Raw genomic sequence first — 17,440 nt, forward strand, 5'->3', positions numbered from 1 at the left:
GCCGGCGCCCTGAACGGGGCAGCGGCCGCGGCGCGCCCGAAGGCCAGGCCGCTTTCAGGAGACGGACGTGACCGGGGAAACTGCCAAACTTTCTCGCATGGCGCTGGCCGCCATGGTGGTGGGTTCGATGGTGGGCGCGGGAATCTTCTCGCTGCCCAGCATCTTTGCGCGCAACACCGGACCGGTGGGCGGCATGGTCGCCTGGGCCATCGCCGGCACCGGCATGCTGACGCTGGCCATGGTCTTCCAGTTCCTGGCGCGCCGGCGGCCAGACCTGGACACCGGCATCTTCGCCTATGCCAAGGCGGGCTTCGGGCTCTACCTGGGTTTTCTGGCGGCGCTGGGTTACTGGACGGCGGCCTGCCTGGGCAATGTCAGCTATTTCGTCATCTTCAAGGGCACGCTGGGCGCCGTGCTGCCGTTCTTCGGCGATGGCGACACCGTGGCGGCCGTGGGGGTGTCCTCCATCCTGCTGTGGTCCACGCATTTCCTGATCCTGCGCGGCATCCGGCAGGCGGCGGGGATGAACACCGTGGTGACGATCGCCAAGATCGTGCCCATCGCGATCTTCATCGTCTTCGTGGCCATGGCCGTCGACCTGGACGTCCTGCGCGCGAACATTGCCGAGGGGATGAGCGGGGAAGGCAAGGGCAGCCTGTTCGAGCAGGTGCGCAATACGATGCTGGTCACGGTGTTCGTATTCCTGGGCGTGGAGGGCGCAAGCGTCTATTCCCGCTACGCCAAGCGCCGCGACGACGTCGCGATCGCGACCATCGTCGGGTTCCTGCTGGTGCTGGCGCTGCTGATCCTGGTGACCATGCTGTCGTATGGCGTGCTGCCGCGCGCGGAAATCGCGTCGCTGCGCAACCCGTCGATGGCGGGCGTGCTGCGGGCGGTCGTCGGCCCCTGGGGCAGCATGCTGGTCAGCGTGGGCCTGATGGTGTCGGTCTCAGGCGCGTATCTCGCCTGGATCCTGCTGGCCGCCGAAGTCCTGCGCGCCGCGGCCAAGGCGGGGATCATGCCGTACTTCCTGGGCCGGGAGAACCGGCACGGCGTGCCGGCGGCCGCGCTGTGGCTCAGCAACGGCATCGTGCAGCTGTTCCTGATCGTCACCCTGTTCACCGAGGACACCTTCGTCCTCCTGAAGAACATGGCCAGCTCGATGAGCCTGATCCCGTACTTCTTCGTCGCGGCGTTCGGGCTGATGCTGACGCTGCGCGGCGAGACCTACGACGGCTGGACCCGTCGCCGCAAGATCGAGCTGGGTCTGGCCGCCGTGGCCACGGTCTACGCGGCGGGGCTGGTGTACGCGGGCGGCTTCCGGTACTTCGTCCTCTCGTGCGTGATCTACGCGCCGGGCACCATCCTGTTCCTGATTTCGCGGCGGGAGCAGCGCGGGAACATCTTCGCCCCGTACGAATGGCCCATCCTGCTCCTGGTGCTGGTCTCTTGCGGGATCGGCGTGTGGGCCATCAGCACGGGCAACACGGCCTTCTAGGGCCGCGTATAACCGAGGGAAAGCGCAACGATGAGCGGCGAACTGGCGATTGTCCTCTGCATCCTGGCCGCTGCCGTCGTGCTCTTCGTCATCGGGCGTCCCCGGTCGGACGCCGTGGCGCTGCTTGTCATGCTGCTGCTGCCGCTGAGCGGAACCGTGACGTACCGAGAGGCGCTGGACGGGTTCTCGAATCCCGCCATCATCCTGATCGCCTGCCTGTTCGTGGTCGGCGAGGGGCTGGTCCGCACCGGCGTCGCGCAGGCGGTGGGAGACCTGTTGCTGCGGCACGGCGGCAAGAGCGAAGGCTGGCTCGTCCTGCTGGTAATGGGGGCGGTCGGCATGATGGGCGCCGTAATGAGTTCTACGGCGGTGGTCGCCATTTTCATTCCCATCGTGCTGCGGATCGCCCGCAAGTCCGGCATGGCCAGCCGCCGGATACTGATGCCCATGGGAACGGCCGCGGCCATCAGCGGCATGCTGACGCTGGTGGCGACCACGCCCAACCTGGTGCTGAATAGCGCGCTGGGCTATGCCGGCTACGAGGGCTTCCGGTTCTTCGACTTCACGCCGATCGGCGTGGTCGTGCTGGCCGGGGGCATTGCCTACATGCTGTTCGCGCGGCGCCTGATCGACGCCGGCCAGAGCCAGGGCGGAACCAGCCGGCCCAGCCTGGGCGACTGGGCCACCAAGTATTCCCTGCAGAACAGGGCCTACCGCCTGCTCGTCGAGGAAAACTCGGATCTCGTCGGACGCCAGCTGGGCATCTGCGGCGCCGAACTGGGCAAGGCGGCCTGCGTCATCGCGATCGAACGCAATTCGCGCTTTGCCCGGGCGGTGATGCGAGCGACGGCGGACGACGTGCTGGAAGCCGGCGACATCCTGCTGCTGGACCTGGACGCGGAAGGCTTTGATATCGACGGCTTCTGCGGCCGCCATTTGCTCAAGCGGCTGTCCATGTCCGGCGTGTACTTCGCCGACCAGGCGCGCGACGTCGGCATGGTGGAAGTGATCGTGCCGGCCGAATCCCGGCTGGTCGGGGCCAGCGCCCGCGAGTCCGTGGTGCTCGAGCGCCACGGACTGTTCATCGTCGGGCTCTGGCGCGGCAAGAAGGCCATGCGCAACCTGCCGGATGTGCAAATGCGCGTGGGGGACACGCTGCTGGTGGTGGGGCCATGGGCGGGCATCTTTTCGCTGCAGGCCGAGGAGCACGATCTGGTCAGCCTGGCGATGCCGGTGGAGGCCGACTCGCTGATTCCGGTCCCGAACCGGGCCATCCATGCATTGGTGGTGCTGGCCACGGTGGTCTTCCTGATGCTGACGGACTGGGTGCCCAATGTGATGGCGGGCCTGATCGGGGCGCTGCTGATGGGCGCGTTCGGCTGCGTGACGCTGGACGTCGCCTACCGTTCGATCAACTGGCGCGCCCTGATACTCATCGTGGGGATGCTGCCCTTCGCGCTGGCGCTCAAGCGCAGCGGCGGCGTGGACCTTGCCGCGCAGTTCCTGCTGCAGTTTTCCGGTGACTGGGGCCTGTACGGCCAACTGACGCTGGTGTTCCTGGCCACCGTCAGCCTGGGCGTGGTGGTGTCGGGAACGGCCACCGCCGTGTTGATGGGGCCGGTCGCGATCAGCATCGCCGAAAGCCTGCATGCCTCGCCCTATGCATTCGCCATGACCGTCGCCATTGCGTCTTCGGCGGCGTTCCTGTCGCCGGTGTCCACGCCGTCCAACGCGCTGGTCAGCGTGGCCGGCGGGTTCGGCTTTGCCGACTATCTGAAGATCGGCACGCCCCTGGTTCTGTTTTCACTCCTGGTCAGCGTGATGCTGATTCCGATCCTGTTTCCGTCCTGATTCCGGGGACGATGGCACAACAAAGAGGCATGCTTATGTTCGTCAGGTCTGGTATCGCAATGGGTGCGGCATTGCTGTTTTTCGGCGCCACGGCCGCGTTTTCGCATGGCATGCCGGGGGCGGAGCAGGCGTCCGCCGATGGCGGCGGGAAGGCCGCCGCCGACTCGCGGATTCTGTTCGAGAACGTGCGCATCTTCGACGGCGTGGCGTCTGAACTGAGCCCGGCGAGCAGCGTCCTGGTCCATGGCAACGTCATCGAAAAGGTCTCCCGGGACCGCATCCCGGCGGAAGGCGCGCGGGTCATCGACGGCGGGGGACGCACGCTGATGCCCGGCCTGATCGACGCGCACTGGCACAGCATGTTCGTGGGCGTGCCGCTGGCGGTGGCCATGACCCAGGACCCGACCTACATCAACATCGTCGCCGGCGTGGAAGCGCGCAAGACGCTGATGCGGGGGTTCACCACCGTGCGGGACATGGGCGGCTCGGCGTTCAGCCTGAAGCTGGCCGTCGACCAGGGCGTGATTCCCGGTCCGCGCATCTATCCTTCCGGGGCGATGATCAGCGTCACCAGCGGTCATGGCGATTTCCGTTCCATGTCCGATCTGCCGCGCACGCTGGGCGCGCCGGGATCGCGGCATGACCTGGCGGGCGACAGCACCATCGCCGACAGCCCCGACGAAGTGCGCCTGCGCACGCGAGAGCAGCTGATGCAGGGCGCCACGCAGATCAAGCTGACCGGCGGGGGCGGCGTGTCGTCGCCGCACAGCCCGCTGGATGTCGTGACGTTCACCGAGGCCGAACTGAAGGCGGCGGTGGACGCGGCCACGGATTGGGGCACCTACGTGGCGGTGCACGCCTATACGCCCACCGCCATCCAGCGGGCGATCCGAGCCGGCGTCCAGAGCATCGAACACGGCAGCCTGATGGACGACGAAACGGCGGCGCTGATGGCCCGGTCCGGCGTCTGGCTCAGCACGCAGCCGTTTCCCGATGCGCTGGCGGACGCCTTTCCGAGGGGTTCGGACCAGTGGAAAAAAGCCCAGGAAGTCTTCGCCGGCACGGACAAGACATATCAGCTGGCGATCAAGCACAAGCTGAAGACCGCGTTCGGCACGGACATCCTGTTCTCCAGCCAGCTTGCCGCGCAGCAAGGCAACATCCTGGCGAGCCTGACCCGCTGGTACACGCCGGCGCAGACGCTCATCATGGCCACGGGCACAAACGCCGAACTGCTCAAGCTGTCGGGGCTGCGCAATCCGTATCGCGGGGACCTGGGCGTCGTGCGGGAAGGCGCGTTGGCCGATCTGATCCTGGTCGACGGAGACCCCATCCAGAACATCAAGCTGATCGGCGATCCGGAGAAGAACTTCCTGCTGATCATGAAGGACGGCGTCATCTACAAGGACGCGGCCGCGGCGCGTTGACGGCGGCAGGGGCCGCCCATCATGCCCCAGTCGCAAACCCGGTTCTTGGCCCTGGCCGGGCGGCGCGCCATGCCGCAACATGGCGTCCTTGAAACCAGCAAGCAAGGAATTTCCATGAGCCAACGCATCGACTACGCCAAGGCCTCGCCCGAAGGCTACAAGGCCTTCGGCGGCGTGCACGCCTATCTGCAGAAGTGCAGCCTGCCCCAGGAACTGGTCCATCTGGTCTACCTGCGCGTGTCCCAGATCAATGGCTGCGCCTATTGCATCGACATGCATTCCCGCGACCTGCTCAAGCAGGGAATGACGGTCGACAAGCTGGTGCTCGTGCCCGTGTGGCGCGAAGCGCAGGCGCTGTTCGACAATCGTGAGCGCGCCGCGCTCGCCTGGGCCGAAACGGTGACGCGCGTGGCCGAGACCGGCGTGCCCGACGCCGACTATGCGGCGGCGGCGGCCGAATTCAATGAGCGGGAACTTGCCGACCTGACCTACGCGATCGGATTGATGAATGCCTTCAACCGGCTGGGCGTCACGTTTCGCAAGGAGCCCGCGGCGGCGCGTCAGTCCTGACGGGCGTCAGGCGGGCGGCGTGCGAGGCTCCTGCGCGATGCCCGGCACGCCGCGCCGGATGTTGCGGGAGTACTGCGCGCGGTCATAGGTGGCCAGCGCCCGGTCCGTATAGCGGCCCAGCCGGCGGTATTGTTCCGCGCTGCCGGCGCCGCGCAGCGCATCCAGCTGGTACAGGTATTCGGGCAGGTAGCCCGACAGGAGCTGGCGGTAGTCCAGCGGCAGGCCAGGCACGATGTGCCGCGCCATCTGGAAAACGATCGTGGTGCAGTTGGCGGTCAGCGTGTGATAGAAGCGCGGCGTGTCCACCAGCCGGTTGGCCTTGTCGACATAGGCCAGGAAGAGCTTGCGCGCGGCGCCTTCGGGCATGTGGATGCGGTACAGATAGCCATCTTCGCCCCGCACGTTCGTGCGCACCCGCAGGCTGTCCTCTTCGGTCGACGCGATCACGCTCAGTTCGTACTGCTTGAAGAAGCCGCCGATCTCCGAGAACTTGTCGCCCTGCTTGCGGCGGATTTCGACGGAGAACACGACCTGACCGCCGGTGCCGAAGCCAAACGACACCAGCGCGTGGGCGATTGCCGGGCGGCCCCAGTAAGAAAGGGCGACGTCCACGGATTGCAGCGTGTCCAGCGCGTAGCGGCGCGTCTCCCAGTGGGGCGTGAAATCGGTGCGCGAACGCCAGTCGAAATTGCGCACATTGTGCAGCGTGACCAGGTTGCCGCTGACTTCGCCGTGGGTCTGGCGCGAGACCTCGGCGATCCAGGGGCGGTCGTTGGACGGCCGGATGCGCAGCCACCACCACAGCAGGCCCGCCAGCGCCGCGCCAAAAAGATACAGGGCCGGCCGCCAGGCGTGCCACGCCAGGCCGGCGATGGCGGCCAACGCGCAGATCGCCCAGGCGAGCACCACGGCGAGCTTCCACCCCTGCGAAAGCGGCGCGCGTATCCACAATGCCAGCCCGCCCCAGGCCGTCGCCAGCGCGATCGCGATGCCTGACAGGATGGAAACCAGGATGGAAACCGTCATGGGGCTCCTTGGCGGTCGACGGCAAGGCCGCGCAGTGCAGTCAGAATGTGCCTACTGTCACCAGCTGGTCCGACTCGAACATGGCGGCCGGCGAGATGATGGGCTCTTCCCAGGGGATGTTGCTGCCGTAGCGTTCTCGCATCTTGGCCTGCACGGCGGGGGATGCCAGGTCAAAGCGCTTGAGCGGAGCCAGGGCGCCGACCTTCACGCCCAGGGTGCGTTGATAGATCTTCCACACCAGTTCCGAGCAGTAGATCTGTTCGTCGGACCACGCGAACACCAGATCGTAGGGCTTGCCCACGTAGGCGGCGCCCGCTTTCGCAAGCCGCTCGCGCGCCTGGGGCGTCAGGAGGGATGCGTCGCGCAGCCGCTTGACCACATAGTGGCCGCGCTCGCCTTGCGCGGCCCACTGGGCCAAGGGCGTGTAGGCAACGCGCGCCGCGGCCTCAAGCACGTAGGGCTGGCCCTGGCGCGTCACGATCATGCCCATGTGGCTGTAGGGCGAATGCGTGGCCTGCTGGATGGCCAGGCTTTGCGCCGAACGGGATTGCTGGAAAACCAGGTCGCCCGTCTGGACGCCGGGCGCTGCAGCGGCGGCCGCGGACAGCGCGGATAGCATCGCCGCAGCGGCCGCGCAGGCCTTTGCGGCCAGCCTCACGGGCGAGCCCGTCCTGTTGCTGGCGTTTGCTTCTTGGCGCGCGGTTTGGGCGCGGGCTTCCTGTCTTCGGGCGGGGCGTCGAACTCTTGTTTGTTGCGCTCGCCACGTGGGGTGTTTTCCGGGTGGGGTTTGGGAAAAGCCCAGGGCTTGGTCTTCTGATCCATTGCATGTACTCCTTGCACAGGCGGAACAGTAGCATTAGCCGTGGCCCTGGGTAAGTGAGGGTTGACGTCAATATTCATCACATCGTGATATGAAGGCGGAAAAATCCCGGCTCCGGGTCATTTTGACGCAGGCACATCCCCGACCCAGATGCGGTCGAACTGCTCTCGGACCTTGCGGGCCCAGTCGTCGATGGCGCTGCGCACGTCGTCCGCCGTGGGCTTTCTGTCCGGCGGCAGGTTGCCGCCCGTGACGGCGCCCATCGAGGCGATCAGCAACTGGTTCGTGTAGGCGTCGCGCGCGGAGGCTTCGATCAGCAGACGGACGGACTGGTCGCGCAGGCCCGCCGCCTTTGCCCCTTTGCTCAGCACGTAGCCGATCGGCACGTATTCCCGCGCGCGCGGATCGCGGTCGTTCCTGAATGTGCCGGTGATCGCGGCGCGCAGCCGCACCGAGCGCGGCGCGGGCGTGGTGATCAATTGATAGCCGCCTTGCCTGAATTCCCGGCGCAGGGCTTCGTTCATGTAGGCCAGGACGCGCTCGCGCATCTCGGCGTTGTCGTGCATGTCCAGGTCGTCCGGGCGGTCGCCCTGGATGTAGGTCACGTCTTCCAGGATCAGCTTTCTGTCGAACTGGCTGCCGATCGGCGGCCCCGGACGCACCCAGAGGCGGCCGCCGCTCCACGCGGGATCCTGCTGCAGCTGGCTTTGGCTTTCGCCCAGCGACGTGGAGTAGTCCTGCGCCTTGGGGAGGTTGGTGCAGCCGGCCAGCGCGATCAGGGCGCAACTGGCGGCAAGGGCGAGGGTGGGCTTCATGTGCTTTCCTGGTCAGAAAACAGCGCCCGCGCGGGAGGCCGGCGACGCGCCTTGCGGGCTGGGCGCGCCCCTGCACGGCCGGCGTTGCCGGAAATTCGGGCTGCCGCGTCGGGTTGCATGCGCCCCAGGCGCCCGGCGCAGTTTCCGGCATCGATGCATCGGACAATTATCGGCTGGAATGATTGAACGCGGCGCTGGATTTTGGCGGCTGCGACCGGGTCCGAATTCATCCTTCCGGCCAGTCGAAATGCCGCCCCGGCGGGCGCGGACAGGACTACGATGAGGGGCGTGTGCACATAGGGAGAGAGCTATGGACACCGCCAACGAATGGTATGCCGCTGTCAAGGAATGGCAGCGCGCGCGCGACGAACTCACCGCGGCGATCGCCGCGATCCAGTGGCCGAATCCCACGCCCGGCTGCCTGGAGACCTACGATCGCGCCTATGCGCACGAAACACAGGCCCGCGAACGGATGAACCTGGCCTCCGAACGTTCCCGACGATAGAGCGCCGCCAGCTTGGCGCATGGGTGGGTCCCTGTTTGTGGCCTCGTGGTTGTGGCTCCATGAAAGCAAAATTCTGTGGCTCTTTTCGTGGGGCCACGGGAGCGGTATGTTGTGCCTTTCCCTCCCGCCTCCGCGACACATCATGTACCTGCCGTCCGCCTTCCGCGAAGATTCCCTGGAAACCCAGCACGACTTCATCCGCGCCCATCCCCTGGGCGTCGTCTTCACCAGCGCAGAGGGCGGGCTGATGGCCAACCACATTCCCTGTCTGCTCTATCCGGAAGGCGAGCGCGGCGTGCTGCGCCTGCACGTCGCACGCGCCAATCCGCAGCTTGCGGAGCTGGCGTCGGGCCGCGAATGCCTGGTCGCTTTTCATGGCGCGCAGGCCTACATCACGCCGTCCTGGTACGCCACCAAGGCCGAGACGCACAAGGTGGTGCCGACCTGGAATTTCGTGGCGGTGCATGTGTGGGGCACGCCCGTCATCCAGGACGATCCCGCCTGGCTGCGCGCCCAGCTCGATGCGTTGACCCACAGCCAGGAAAAGGCGCGCGCGCAGCCCTGGAGCGTCGACGAAGCCCCCGCGGATTTCATTGCCGCGCAGATGCGAGCCATCGTCGGCGTGGAGATTCCCATCGCCCGCATCGAGGGCAAGTGGAAGGTCAGCCAGAACCGCACGCCCGCGGACCGGAAGGCCGTGGCGGAAGGCTTGGCCGGCGAGGGCGGCGACGCCGTCATGGCCGGTCTGGTCGCGCGCCGGGGCGGCCTGGACTGACGCGGGCTCAGCGTGCCGGCGCCGGGCCGGTCGCACGCGCGGCGCCGGCTCCGCGCCCAGCCGCGAAACAGACGATGGCGGCCGCTTGCAAGGCCGCGGCGACCGCCAGGAAGCCAGGCAAGGTCAGCCCGGATGCCTGAAGCAACGTTCGCAGCAGGCCGAACAGCGCCGGCGCGAATGCGTAGGCCCCTTGCGACAGCGCGACGATCAACGGCACCACCCGCGCGGCGTCCTCGCGCGCGAATTCCGATTGCGCGATCAAGGGCGGCAGGGATGTGGCGTTGCCGATGCCCGAACCAAAGAGCGCCACGCCTGCCCACACCGCCCAGGCGTGGTCGGGCGCCAGCATGAGCACCAGCGATCCGCCGATCTGCACGGCATAGGCCACGCCCGCGACCTTGCGCCGGTCCGCGTCCGGCGGCATCAGCAGTCCGACCAGCGTGCGGCCCGCGATGGCGCAGGCCGTGGCCAGGCCCATCGCCAGTCCCGCTGTCTGCGCGCCCAGCAGCGGGGCCAGGAGCGACAGCAGGTGCGCGATCAGGCCGATCTGGGCGAAGAGCCCCAGCGCCATGCCCGCGGCCAAGGTGAGAAAGGCGCGGTCGCGCCACAGATTGCCGACCCGGGCGGGGGGCGTCGCGCCAACGCCGGCGGGCGCCGCCGCCGCATCGCCGTCGGGCTGCTGTCCCAGTTGCTGCGGAGTGACCGAAAACACCATGTGCGACAGCGCCGCGATCACCGCCACCATCGCCAGCCCCACCCACAGCGCCGCCTGCGCGAAGCCGGCGTGCGCGATCAGGAACACCCACAGCGGCGAGAACACGATGCCGCCGACACTGGCGCCGTTGTAGGCCATGCCCAGGGCGGCCGGGCGCCGTCGGATGAACCAGGGCGCGATCAGCGCATTAACGGCCGCGGCGCCCAGGGTCACCCAGCCCATGCCGCTGAGCAGCGCCGCAGCATACAACTGCCACGGCGACTGCGCCACGGCCCATCCCGCCACGCCCAGCGCCAGCAGCGCCGCGCCGCCCAGCGTCGTGCGCGGGACGCCGGCGCGGCGGTACAGGCGAGGCAGGTTTGCCACGACCACGGTGCCCGCCAGGAAGTGCAGCGTAACGGCCCCGGACACCAGCGCGACGCTCCAGCCCGTGCGCTGGACCACCGCGTGCAGGAACACGGGCGGCCCGTAAAAGCCCACGCCCCAGCCGAAAATGGCCAGGACGAAGGTGGCGTAAAGGACTTTCCAGCCGAAGAAAGAGGGGGAGGAGGGCATGGCGGCGGGTGTCATGTTGCGATGACTCGCAGTATGCTTACAGCCTGCACACAACACTTTGGTCTTCAGCGAATCATGGAATCCGAGTTCGCCGACATCAACCTGTCCGCCGTGGCCGGCGCCATCGCCGACCCGGCGCGCGCGCGCATGCTCTGCGTGCTGCTGGATGGGCGGGCCCGCACCGCCACCGAACTGGCCGCGGCCGCCGACATCGGCGCATCCACGGCCAGCAGCCATTTCCAGCGCCTGCGCGAGCAGGGCCTGGTCGACATGGCCGTGCAGGGCAAGCACCGCTATTACCGGCTGGCCAATGGCGAGGTCGGCCACGCGCTGGAGGCCCTGCTGGTGGTCGCAGGCGCCGAACGCACGCCGTTCAAGCCCAGCACGCCGTCGGCGCTGCGCGACGCCCGGACCTGCTATGACCACATGGCCGGCACGCTGGCCGTGCGCATCCACGACGCCATGCTGGCCCGCCAGTGGCTGGCGCCCGATGCGCGCGACTACGTGCTCACGCCCCTGGGCGAGGCGTCGCTGGCGCAGGTAGGCGTGGACGTGGCGCGGGCGCGCCAGCGCCGCCGCCGCTTTGCGTGCGCGTGCCTGGACTGGAGCGAGCGCCGCTCGCACCTGGGCGGCGCCCTAGGGGCGGCGCTGCTCGATGCGCTGCTGGAGCGCGGCTGGATCAGCAAGGACCTGGATTCGCGCGCGCTGCGGGTCACGCGCAAGGGCGAGAGGCAGTTTCCGGCCTTCTTCGGTCCGGCGGGCGAGCAGCCCGCTGAGCAACGGAACGCGCATGCCGCGGCATAGCCCTTTGTCCACCGCAAAATCCTTGTCCCGCCGCGTCGTCAGGCGGCGAACCCGCACACAACCATTCGAGCCGCGAATGCGGCTTTTTTTTCGTCTTCCCGTCCTACGCGGACGCTTTTCAACCCTGTACAGGAGGTGGCCTTGCCTACGCTGGCCCTGCACGCGTTCCGTCATGTCATGCAGATCGTGACGGAATTGCGCATCGACGTTAACCATTGTCCGCAAGAGGTGGACAAGGAACTCGATGCCATCCACAACCGTATGAATCGTCCCCTGGACCGCTTGCATGGATTGCCGGAGGTCAAGACCGACATCCCTGGCATCGTGCTTCGCTATCGCGAAGCGGACGGCGAGTATTACGTGTATGTGATGGATGCGCGCCGCGGCAGATTGGCGGGCTACACCGTGTTCAACCGGCTGATCGAAGTGGGCCGCCGTGCGGACCCCTACGTGCGTGCGCCGCACTCCAAGTACGCGCAGTCCTACCAGGGCATGGGCCTGGCGACGGCGGTGTATCGCTGGGGGCTGGACGCGGGCCTGTGCATCATCAGCGGCGCGCGCCAGTCGGTAGGTGCGCACAGGCTCTGGATGGGACTGGCGCGCGACTACGAACTGGGCTTTGTGGACCTGCGGCGCAAGCAGCTGAGCTACCTGGGCAAGACAGTCTGTGCGCGCGTGCAGGAGGACCTGCATACCCGCATGATCCTGCTGGGCAGGGGCTGGACCCTGGATGGCTACATGCGGGCGACGGGCATGAATCCGTCCGAGGATGCGCTTTCGCAACAGGCCCTAGGGTAATCCCGGGAAAACCGCGTCGGGTCGGCTGGAAAGCCTTCCCGGCGGTTGGCGCAAGCCGCGCCAGCGCTGACTATCCGCCGAATGGGCGATTGCCTTCCCAATATTTGAGAAATGGGGACGCCATTCTTCTGGTGCAACAGTGTTTCTATTTTCTGCTTGAGTTACAAAACTTATCCGGATTGTCATGGAATCACGGAGTATGCTCGACGACAGATAGAGGACTTCCGAAGTGCATCAGAACAATTTGATCTACAAGGGATACCGGCTGACGGCCAAGGTTTCCCGGGGCGGCGGCGCTATCGAAGTTGAAGCGCAACCCAGCGGCCCCGTCTTCACCGCATCGGTCACGGTGGTTCAGGCTGGCGCCGTTCAAGAGGGCGGCGACGAATACCCGGTTCCCCAGTTTGCCGAGGGCGGATTTGTCTACAGCCCGCGCGAAGCCGTGCATGCGGCAATCCTGCACGGGCGCGAGATCGTCGACGGCCTGACCAACACGCCGTCGTGACGTGCCTCAGGCGGAGAAGACTTCCCGCCAGTCGCGGGTCTTGGCCAGCGTCTGCACCGTCGCCGACTGCTCCAGGATGGTCACGGCCTTCTTGAATTCGTCGGCCGACGCGCCGTCTTCCAGGATCACCATGCGCGAGTTGCGCGCGTCCGCCATCTTCACGTCGGACATCTTGCCGTGGGTCTGGTAGACCTGCGTCCAATCCATCTTCTTGCCCGCTTTCAGGGCGATCGGTTCGATATAGGTCAGCGCGGTGCTGCCCGCCGCGCGCACCGCGAACGCGAAGTCCGCCGTGTGGCCGCTGCTGCTCTTGGCGCGCGCGCCCTTGACCATGCGGTTCACGCCCACGCCTTCGGCCAGTGCGCGCCCCACCTGAGCGCGGAACCGCAACTGGCTGAACCTGGGCATCCACTTCGCGCACTGGAACGACAGCGCCATCGCCAGCTTCACGGCGTCCCAGAGCGCTTCCTGCAACTGTTCATTCGGACCCGACGCCACGATGGCGCCGGTGCGGTCGAAGTGCGCCAGGCTGACGCCCGGCGTTTCGTTCAGGAGGTCGATGCGCTTGGCCGCCAGGTCGATGCCGAAGCTGGACGCGTGCATCGCGGTCTCACAGGCGTCGGTCAGGTAGAACGTCGTGTCGTCGGGATGCGCGATGAAGAAGGCGGCGTGCTGGCCGTCCAGGCCCAGCGTCATCGGCGACACGGCGCGGATGGCATGCTCGCCGGCCGGAATGACGGTCCAGCCGGAGGCTTCCAGAAAATTGCTCATAGGATCAGTTCGATTTGGCGGCCTTTGAGGGGATGCGCAAAACCGCCTGCAAGCGTCAGGTTCGCTCGCGGCAGGAAATACTGCATCAGCGCGCCGATGGTTTCCAGGGCGGGCACGATGGGCTCGGCATAGCCTTCGCCTTCGTCCACCCAGATGTGTTCGTGGCTGCGGTCCGCCAGCGGCTTGCGGAAATGCGGCCGGTCCGCGCCCACCAGGCTGGTGTGGAACGCATCGTCGCTGTCCACGCCGAATACGCGGTGCGGTCCGACGAACAGGCTGGCGCAGAAGGCTTCCGTGAGGAAGATGGTGGCCTGGCCGTGCACCGCCGTGCGCGCTCCCCGGTAGATGGTGCGGAAGATCACGTCCTCGCGGACTTCACCCTTGATCCGGCACGGGCTGGTGAATTCCATCCACTGGCTGGGCGCGCCGGCGGGCTTGGGCGTCCAGAGGATCGGCTTCACGGTTTCCTTGGGTTCGGCAAGAATCTCTTGCACCTCATCAACGGTGATTAACGGTTCGAACTTGTTGGCCATGGAAACTATCTAGGGTCTTGGGTGTGCGCGCGGGGAATTCTTGCGCTTCGCAGGCGCGGCGGCCTGCCTCGGGGGCGCGGCAGGCGCGCGCAGCACTGCGAGGGGGCGTAATCTTACAAGATGAAGACGATGCGGGTCTTTTGGCTGTATGGATATACAGTTGGCGAAGGCGTTGGACGAAACTGTCAGAGCGAGGCGGCCCCGAACGTATCGCACTGCTTCAGGCTGCCGCTTTCCAGGCCGCGCTTGAACCACTTCACGCGTTGCGCCGACGTCCCGTGGGTGAACGCGTCCGGCACCACATAGCCCTGGGTCTGCTTTTGCAGGCGGTCATCGCCGATGGCCGTGGCGGCCGCCAGCGCTTCCTCGATATCGCCGCCTTCCAGGATGTTGCGCGCCGCATTGGCCCGCTGGGCCCACACGCCCGCGAAGCAGTCGGCCTGCAGTTCCAGGCGCACCGACAGCGCGTTGGCCTGGGACGGATTGCGGCGGCGCAGGTTGTCGACCTGTTCGGAAATGCCCAGCAGATGCTGCACGTGGTGGCCGACCTCGTGGGCGATCACGTAGGCCTGCGCGAAATCGCCAGGCGCCTTGAAGCGGTTCTGCAATTCATCGAAGAATGCCAGGTCGATATACACCTTGCTGTCGCCGGGGCAATAGAACGGCCCCATCGCGGCCTGGCCCGTGCCGCAGGCCGTGGGCGTGGCGCCGCGGAACAGCACCAGCTTGGGCGCCACGTACTGGCGGTTGAGCTCTTTCTGGAAAGCGGCCGACCAGACGTCTTCGGTTTCGCCCAGCACCTTGGACACGAAGACGGCCTGGGGATCGTTGGCGGGCGGGCGGGTGGCAGGCGCTTCCTGCTGTTCGGTCGCGGGTCCTTCGGCCATCTGCAGGACCACGTTGGGGTCCACGCCAAAATACATGGCCACCAGGGCAAGTACTATCGTACCGATGCCAATGGTGCCGCGTCCGCCGATGCGTGGGCCACTGGACCGTCGGTCTTCCACATTGTCGCTTTGGCGCGAGTTATCGAGGCGCATACTGTTTCTCCGGGCGGTTCGGCATACCGCCATTTTGCATCGCCGCGCTATTGAGCGGCCTTCAAGAGTGTTAGGATAAACCCATGGCCCTGCATCTCTCCATTCATCCCGCGAATCCCCAACCCCGGCTCCTGAAGCAGGCAGCCCAATGGCTCAACGACGGGGGCCTTGTCGCAGTGCCCACCGACTCCAGCTACGCCGTCGTCGCGCGCCTGGACGACAAAGCCGCCGCCGACGGATTGCGCCGGTTGCGCGGGCTGGATGAACGCCACCACCTCACGCTGCTTTGCCGCGACCTGGCCGAAATCGGCCACTTCGCGCGCGTCGACAACAAGCAGTACCGCCTGCTCAAGGCCGCGACGCCCGGCCCCTGGACCTTCATTCTCGAGGCCACCAAGGAAGTGCCGCGGCGCGTGTCCCATCCCTCGCGCAAGACCATCGGCATCCGCGTGCCGGACAACGCCGTCATCCTCGGGCTGCTGGAGCAGGCCGGAGCGCCGCTGCTGTCCACGACGCTCATCCCCAAGGACGAGACCGACGCGCTGAACGACGCCGAGGACATCCGCGAACGGTACGACCACGACCTGGCGGCCATCATCGACGCGGGCGCCTGCCCGCAATCGCCGACCACCGTGATCGACCTCACCGGCGACGATCCGGTCGTGGTGCGCGTGGGCCGCGGCGACCCCGCCACGCTCGGGCTTGTCTGACCCAGCCCATTGCTCCGTCTTGCGTGCCGGCTCGCGCCGGCACGCGGCTACTCTACAATCCGGTTCGCCATGAATGACATCATCCAAACCATTGCGGTCTACGCGATACCGGTAATCTTCGCCATCACCCTCCACGAAGCCGCGCACGGCTACGTGGCGCGCATGCTGGGCGACCCGACCGCCTACCAGGCAGGGCGGGTCAGCCTGAATCCGGCGCGGCACATCGATCCCATCGGCACGCTGCTCGTGCCGGTCGCCATCCTTTTGGCTTCCAAGCTGATGGGCAGCCCCGGCATGCTGTTCGGCTGGGCCAAGCCGGTGCCGGTGGATTTCGGCCGGCTGCGCCGCCCCAAGAAGGACATGCTGTGGGTGGCGCTGGCGGGTCCGGCGGCCAACCTGTTCATGGCGATCCTGTGGGCGCTGTCGCTGCGGCTCTTCATGGAAAGCGGCCTGCAGGAAAGCTTCTGGTTCGAAATGGCCGTGGCCGGCGTCAACGTCAATCTGGTGCTGATGGCGCTGAACCTGCTGCCCATCCTGCCGCTGGACGGGGGACGCATCCTGTTCAGCCTGCTGCCCAACCGCCTGGCCTGGCAATATTCCAAAATAGAGCCGTATGGGCTGGTGATCGTCATCGTCTTGCTGGTCACCGATGTGCTGTGGCTTTTGATGCGGCCGGTGCTGGGGCTGGGAACGACGATCGTCCAGTGGTTTCTGTAGGATTTCAGCCAATATCCGTTAAACTCAGCAGTTTCACTGATTCTGGTCCTGAGGCATCCCGCCGCAGGGCTCTGGAGCCCTACATTTATGGCATCCCCTGCAACCGCCGCAGGCGTTAATTTCCAGGGCAGCATGGTGGCCCTGGTCACCCCAATGCAGCCCGACGGCAGCCTTGACTACGCTGCCTACCGGTCGTTGATCGACTGGCATGTGCAGGAAGGCACCGACGCACTTGTGGTGGTGGGCACCACCGGGGAGTCACCCACGGTCTCCATGGAAGAGCACGCGGAACTCATCCGCGTCGCCGTTGAACACGCCGCCGGCCGCATTCCGGTCATCGCCGGCGTGGGCGCCAATTCCACCGACGAAGCCATCCACCTGACCCGCCACGCCAAGGCGGTTGGCGCGCAGGCCGGCCTGTCGGTCGTCCCGTACTACAACAAGCCCTCGCAAGAAGGCCTGTACCGCCACTTCCGCACCATCGCCGAAGCCGTCGACCTGCCCACGATCCTGTACAACGTGCCGGGCCGCACCGTTGCCGACATGAGCAACGAAACGGTCCTGCGCCTGGCGCAGGTGCCGGGCATCATCGGCATCAAGGACGCAACCGGCGACATCGCCCGCGGCGGCCTGCTGCTGCGCGAAGCGCCTGCCAGCTTCCAGGTCTTCAGCGGCGACGATCCCACCGCGGCCGCCCTGATCCTGCTGGGCGCGCGCGGCAATATTTCGGTCACCGCCAACGTCGCGCCCAAGCTCATGCGCGACCTCTGTGCCGCCGCCCTGGCGGGCAACGTGCCGAAGGTCCGTGAACTTAACGCGTTCCTGGCGCGTCTGAACAAGGCTTTGTTCGTTGAAGCCAATCCTATCCCCGTCAAGTGGGCGCTGGCCGAAATGGGCCGCAGCGCACTGGGCTACCGGCTTCCGCTGGTCGAACTGGGGGCGCAGCATCACGCAACGGTGCGCGGCGCGCTCCAGGAAACGGGACTGCTCTAAACATCGTGAGGA

At 66.7% G+C, this 17,440-nt stretch carries 20 protein-coding genes; 12 read left to right on the forward strand and 8 right to left on the reverse strand.

From position 1 onward, the window contains the following. Nucleotides 1-67 precede the first annotated feature (67 nt). From ABE485_RS05995 to ABE485_RS06010, 4 genes are all read left to right on the forward strand, one after another. Nucleotides 68-1,498 (forward strand): basic amino acid/polyamine antiporter, encoded by a 1,431-nt coding sequence (locus ABE485_RS05995; RefSeq protein WP_346514168.1) that lies wholly within the window; start codon nt 68-70, stop codon nt 1,496-1,498. Between the two features lie 30 nt (nt 1,499-1,528). Continuing rightward, complete coding sequence (locus tag ABE485_RS06000) at nt 1,529-3,349, forward strand: SLC13 family permease (RefSeq protein WP_346514170.1); 1,821 nt, start codon at nt 1,529-1,531, stop codon at nt 3,347-3,349. Nucleotides 3,350-3,408: 59 nt separating this feature from the next. Next, complete coding sequence (locus ABE485_RS06005) at nt 3,409-4,776, forward strand: metal-dependent hydrolase family protein (RefSeq protein WP_346514172.1); 1,368 nt, start codon at nt 3,409-3,411, stop codon at nt 4,774-4,776. A 114-nt stretch (nt 4,777-4,890) separates the two neighbouring features. Continuing rightward, nucleotides 4,891-5,346: a carboxymuconolactone decarboxylase family protein gene (locus ABE485_RS06010; protein ID WP_346514174.1), complete on the forward strand. Its 456-nt coding sequence runs from the start codon at nt 4,891-4,893 to the stop codon at nt 5,344-5,346. 6 nt (nt 5,347-5,352) lie between these two features. On the opposite strand, the gene ABE485_RS06015 is transcribed toward ABE485_RS06010, so the two are convergent. The 4 genes from ABE485_RS06015 to ABE485_RS06030 all read right to left on the reverse strand — a co-directional run bounded on the left by ABE485_RS06015 (nt 5,353) and on the right by ABE485_RS06030 (nt 8,007). Further along, entirely contained in the window at nt 5,353-6,372 is a 1,020-nt protein-coding gene (locus ABE485_RS06015) for a DUF4105 domain-containing protein (protein ID WP_346514176.1), read from the reverse strand. A 40-nt stretch (nt 6,373-6,412) separates the two neighbouring features. Further along, on the reverse strand, nt 6,413-7,030 hold the full coding sequence (locus tag ABE485_RS06020; protein ID WP_346514178.1) for a YiiX family permuted papain-like enzyme: 618 nt from the start codon (nt 7,028-7,030) through the stop codon (nt 6,413-6,415). After that, nucleotides 7,027-7,194 (reverse strand): hypothetical protein, encoded by a 168-nt coding sequence (locus tag ABE485_RS06025; protein WP_346514180.1) that lies wholly within the window; start codon nt 7,192-7,194, stop codon nt 7,027-7,029. The genes ABE485_RS06020 and ABE485_RS06025 overlap by 4 nt, the downstream gene beginning before the upstream one ends. A gap of 117 nt (nt 7,195-7,311) precedes the next feature. Next, nucleotides 7,312-8,007 (reverse strand): DUF3313 domain-containing protein, encoded by a 696-nt coding sequence (locus ABE485_RS06030; protein WP_346514182.1) that lies wholly within the window; start codon nt 8,005-8,007, stop codon nt 7,312-7,314. Between the two features lie 310 nt (nt 8,008-8,317). On the opposite strand from ABE485_RS06030, the gene ABE485_RS06035 reads away from it, so the two are divergent. Both ABE485_RS06035 and ABE485_RS06040 read left to right on the forward strand, forming a co-directional pair. After that, nucleotides 8,318-8,512: a hypothetical protein gene (locus ABE485_RS06035; protein WP_346514183.1), complete on the forward strand. Its 195-nt coding sequence runs from the start codon at nt 8,318-8,320 to the stop codon at nt 8,510-8,512. 142 nt (nt 8,513-8,654) lie between these two features. Beyond that, nucleotides 8,655-9,287, forward strand: coding sequence for an FMN-binding negative transcriptional regulator (locus ABE485_RS06040; RefSeq protein WP_346514185.1), 633 nt, complete (start codon nt 8,655-8,657; stop codon nt 9,285-9,287). Nucleotides 9,288-9,294: 7 nt separating this feature from the next. Here the strand turns inward: ABE485_RS06040 and ABE485_RS06045 are convergent, their stop codons facing one another. Next, nucleotides 9,295-10,557 carry an MFS transporter gene (locus ABE485_RS06045; RefSeq protein WP_346514187.1) on the reverse strand — a complete coding sequence of 421 codons (1,263 nt, stop codon included), beginning with the start codon at nt 10,555-10,557 and terminating at the stop codon, nt 9,295-9,297. Between the two features lie 75 nt (nt 10,558-10,632). Here ABE485_RS06045 and ABE485_RS06050 point away from each other — a divergent pair, with 75 nt between their 5' ends. The 3 genes from ABE485_RS06050 to ABE485_RS06060 all read left to right on the forward strand — a co-directional run bounded on the left by ABE485_RS06050 (nt 10,633) and on the right by ABE485_RS06060 (nt 12,664). Next, a complete protein-coding gene (locus tag ABE485_RS06050; RefSeq protein ID WP_346514189.1) occupies nt 10,633-11,361 on the forward strand; it encodes an ArsR/SmtB family transcription factor in 729 nt (242 codons plus the stop codon). A gap of 141 nt (nt 11,362-11,502) precedes the next feature. Further along, on the forward strand, nt 11,503-12,159 hold the full coding sequence (locus tag ABE485_RS06055) for an N-acetyltransferase (protein WP_346514191.1): 657 nt from the start codon (nt 11,503-11,505) through the stop codon (nt 12,157-12,159). Between the two features lie 229 nt (nt 12,160-12,388). Beyond that, nucleotides 12,389-12,664, forward strand: coding sequence for a hypothetical protein (locus ABE485_RS06060; protein ID WP_346514193.1), 276 nt, complete (start codon nt 12,389-12,391; stop codon nt 12,662-12,664). Nucleotides 12,665-12,670: 6 nt separating this feature from the next. Here the strand turns inward: ABE485_RS06060 and ABE485_RS06065 are convergent, their stop codons facing one another. From ABE485_RS06065 to ypfJ, 3 genes are all read right to left on the reverse strand, one after another. After that, on the reverse strand, nt 12,671-13,435 hold the full coding sequence (locus ABE485_RS06065; protein WP_346514195.1) for a DUF1828 domain-containing protein: 765 nt from the start codon (nt 13,433-13,435) through the stop codon (nt 12,671-12,673). After that, on the reverse strand, nt 13,432-13,968 hold the full coding sequence (locus ABE485_RS06070; protein WP_346514197.1) for a hypothetical protein: 537 nt from the start codon (nt 13,966-13,968) through the stop codon (nt 13,432-13,434). Before ABE485_RS06070 ends, ABE485_RS06065 begins: the two co-directional genes overlap by 4 nt. Before the next feature lie 185 nt (nt 13,969-14,153). Continuing rightward, on the reverse strand, nt 14,154-15,008 hold the full coding sequence (gene ypfJ, locus ABE485_RS06075) for a KPN_02809 family neutral zinc metallopeptidase (RefSeq protein ID WP_346514199.1): 855 nt from the start codon (nt 15,006-15,008) through the stop codon (nt 14,154-14,156). A gap of 83 nt (nt 15,009-15,091) precedes the next feature. On the opposite strand from ypfJ, the gene ABE485_RS06080 reads away from it, so the two are divergent. From ABE485_RS06080 to dapA, 3 genes are all read left to right on the forward strand, one after another. Next, on the forward strand, nt 15,092-15,718 hold the full coding sequence (locus tag ABE485_RS06080; RefSeq protein ID WP_346514200.1) for an L-threonylcarbamoyladenylate synthase: 627 nt from the start codon (nt 15,092-15,094) through the stop codon (nt 15,716-15,718). 69 nt (nt 15,719-15,787) lie between these two features. After that, nucleotides 15,788-16,435 carry a site-2 protease family protein gene (locus ABE485_RS06085; protein ID WP_346514202.1) on the forward strand — a complete coding sequence of 216 codons (648 nt, stop codon included), beginning with the start codon at nt 15,788-15,790 and terminating at the stop codon, nt 16,433-16,435. 87 nt (nt 16,436-16,522) lie between these two features. Beyond that, the gene (gene dapA, locus ABE485_RS06090) at nt 16,523-17,428 is read left to right on the forward strand and encodes a 4-hydroxy-tetrahydrodipicolinate synthase (protein ID WP_008165942.1); all 906 of its coding nucleotides are present in this window, start codon (nt 16,523-16,525) and stop codon (nt 17,426-17,428) included. The last annotated feature ends 12 nt before the right edge of the window (nt 17,429-17,440 follow it).

Origin of the sequence: Achromobacter spanius (assembly GCF_039673305.1) — a bacterium.
Lineage (GTDB): Bacteria > Pseudomonadota > Gammaproteobacteria > Burkholderiales > Burkholderiaceae_B > Achromobacter > Achromobacter spanius_F.

What these genes read in the sequence shown, in the direction of transcription:
- ABE485_RS06085 (WP_346514202.1), top strand. Translation starts at nt 15,788, where the DNA reads ATGAATGACATCATCCAAACCATTGCGGTCTACGCGATACCGGTAATC.
- ypfJ (WP_346514199.1), bottom strand. Translation starts at nt 15,008, where the DNA reads ATGCGCCTCGATAACTCGCGCCAAAGCGACAATGTGGAAGACCGACGG.
- ABE485_RS06015 (WP_346514176.1), bottom strand. Translation starts at nt 6,372, where the DNA reads ATGACGGTTTCCATCCTGGTTTCCATCCTGTCAGGCATCGCGATCGCG.
- ABE485_RS06005 (WP_346514172.1), top strand. Translation starts at nt 3,409, where the DNA reads ATGGGTGCGGCATTGCTGTTTTTCGGCGCCACGGCCGCGTTTTCGCAT.
- ABE485_RS06025 (WP_346514180.1), bottom strand. Translation starts at nt 7,194, where the DNA reads ATGGATCAGAAGACCAAGCCCTGGGCTTTTCCCAAACCCCACCCGGAA.
- ABE485_RS06070 (WP_346514197.1), bottom strand. Translation starts at nt 13,968, where the DNA reads ATGGCCAACAAGTTCGAACCGTTAATCACCGTTGATGAGGTGCAAGAG.
- ABE485_RS06045 (WP_346514187.1), bottom strand. Translation starts at nt 10,557, where the DNA reads ATGCCCTCCTCCCCCTCTTTCTTCGGCTGGAAAGTCCTTTACGCCACC.
- dapA (WP_008165942.1), top strand. Translation starts at nt 16,523, where the DNA reads ATGGCATCCCCTGCAACCGCCGCAGGCGTTAATTTCCAGGGCAGCATG.
- ABE485_RS06035 (WP_346514183.1), top strand. Translation starts at nt 8,318, where the DNA reads ATGGACACCGCCAACGAATGGTATGCCGCTGTCAAGGAATGGCAGCGC.
- ABE485_RS06010 (WP_346514174.1), top strand. Translation starts at nt 4,891, where the DNA reads ATGAGCCAACGCATCGACTACGCCAAGGCCTCGCCCGAAGGCTACAAG.
- ABE485_RS06000 (WP_346514170.1), top strand. Translation starts at nt 1,529, where the DNA reads ATGAGCGGCGAACTGGCGATTGTCCTCTGCATCCTGGCCGCTGCCGTC.
- ABE485_RS06080 (WP_346514200.1), top strand. Translation starts at nt 15,092, where the DNA reads ATGGCCCTGCATCTCTCCATTCATCCCGCGAATCCCCAACCCCGGCTC.
- ABE485_RS06065 (WP_346514195.1), bottom strand. Translation starts at nt 13,435, where the DNA reads ATGAGCAATTTTCTGGAAGCCTCCGGCTGGACCGTCATTCCGGCCGGC.
- ABE485_RS06030 (WP_346514182.1), bottom strand. Translation starts at nt 8,007, where the DNA reads ATGAAGCCCACCCTCGCCCTTGCCGCCAGTTGCGCCCTGATCGCGCTG.
- ABE485_RS06040 (WP_346514185.1), top strand. Translation starts at nt 8,655, where the DNA reads ATGTACCTGCCGTCCGCCTTCCGCGAAGATTCCCTGGAAACCCAGCAC.
- ABE485_RS06050 (WP_346514189.1), top strand. Translation starts at nt 10,633, where the DNA reads ATGGAATCCGAGTTCGCCGACATCAACCTGTCCGCCGTGGCCGGCGCC.